Origin of the sequence: Acinetobacter sp. YH12255, assembly GCF_013417355.1 — a bacterium.
Taxonomy (GTDB): Bacteria; Pseudomonadota; Gammaproteobacteria; order Pseudomonadales; family Moraxellaceae; genus Acinetobacter; species Acinetobacter pseudolwoffii.
Genome location: NZ_VPEC01000112.1, coordinates 1 through 1,530 on the forward strand (window position 1 = coordinate 1; position 1,530 = coordinate 1,530).

Sequence of the window (1,530 nt, forward strand, 5' to 3'; positions counted from 1 at the left end):
TCTGCCTGTGCTCAAGGTCTGGTGGACATTTACCTTCCCGTTTTAACCGTGATAAAGCACGTCCATATGTGGGTGCTTTATCCGTGTTGATCACTTGTGGAATTTGCCACTTCTTCACATTATTTAACATTTTTCCAAGAAAACAATATGCTGATTTGGTATTACGTCTAGAATGGTTTACCGTTAACATCAATATAAGGAATATAAAATGAAAGCAGCTCGTTTTTATGACCGAGGGGATATTCAAATTGAAGATATCCCTGAACCGAAAGTACTTCCAGGCACAGTTGGAATTCAAGTTGCGTGGTGTGGTATTTGCGGTACAGATTTACATGAATTCATGGAAGGTCCTATTTTTATTCCACCTTGTGGTCACCCACACCCAATTTCGGGAGAATCTGCACCTGTAACAATGGGACATGAATTTTCAGGCGTGGTTTATGCAGTTGGAGAGGGTGTAGATGATATCCAAATTGGGCAACATGTCGTAGTTGAACCCTACATCATTGCTGACGATGTGCCGACTGGCCCCAATGATAAGTATCATTTATCAAAAAATATGAACTTTATTGGTTTAGGCGGACGCGGTGGTGGTCTTTCTGAAAAAATTGCAGTTCAGCGGCGTTGGGTACATCCTATTTCAAATGATATTCCTTTAGACCAAGCAGCATTGATAGAACCTTTATCTGTCGGTCATCATGCCTATGTCAGAAGTGGCGCAAAAGCTGGCGATATCGCACTGGTTGGTGGAGCAGGCCCAATAGGCTTACTTTTATCTGCTATTTTAAAGGCTAAAGGTCTCACGGTCATCATTACTGAACTGAGTGCAAAACGTAAAGAAAAAGCGATAGAAGCGGGTGTTGCCGATTATGTACTAGACCCATCTAAGGTTGATGTAGTTGCTGAGGTAATGAAAATTACAGAAGACCGCGGTGTAGATGTCGCTTTTGAATGTAGTAGTGTCAATAAAGTCATGGATACACTCGTTGCAGCAATGAAACCAACTGGTGTAGTCGTTATCGTTTCTATTTGGAGCCATCCTGCCACAATTAATGTGCATAGTGTGGTGATGAAAGAGCTAGATATTCGTGGCACGATTGCTTATGTAAATGATCATCAGGAAACTATCCGTTTGGTTGAGCAAGGTAAGATTAATCTAGAACCTTTTATTACCCAACGGATTGCATTAGATGATCTTGTTTCTAAAGGCTTTGAAACATTGATTCATAATAATGAGTCTGCTGTAAAAATTATTGTTCATCCGTAGTAACGCCTAATTTGAACGACTAATTTGAATAAACTAGAAATAAACTCTATGTAGCTATTTCTAATATCTTTATAGATAGGGAATGAGTCTGTACGTACAGATTCATTCTCAAATTTACGGCACTGTTGCAAATAGAGATTTGAGTCGATGATGTTCCCTTTAAAAAGTGCTTAGAGACCGAAAACCCTGTTGATTAGACACACTTCACCCTGAGGCTGACCATAATAAAATGACGATGCTTGTCCTTTACGTAGTGCACGCAT

At 40.0% G+C, this 1,530-nt stretch carries 1 protein-coding gene and 2 pseudogenes; 1 reads left to right on the plus strand and 2 read right to left on the minus strand.

What is annotated here, in order from left to right; genetic code table 11:
- Positions 1-172 (minus strand): annotated as a pseudogene (locus FTV30_RS15980) (DDE-type integrase/transposase/recombinase); the annotation flags it as partial.
- Positions 173-208: 36 nt separating this feature from the next.
- On the opposite strand from FTV30_RS15980, the gene FTV30_RS15985 reads away from it, so the two are divergent.
- Positions 209-1,267, plus strand: coding sequence for a 2,3-butanediol dehydrogenase (locus FTV30_RS15985; protein WP_180001909.1), 1,059 nt, complete (start codon positions 209-211; stop codon positions 1,265-1,267).
- 170 nt (positions 1,268-1,437) lie between these two features.
- On the opposite strand, the pseudogene FTV30_RS15990 reads toward FTV30_RS15985, so the two are convergent.
- Positions 1,438-1,530: pseudogene (locus FTV30_RS15990) on the minus strand (IS6 family transposase); the annotation flags it as partial.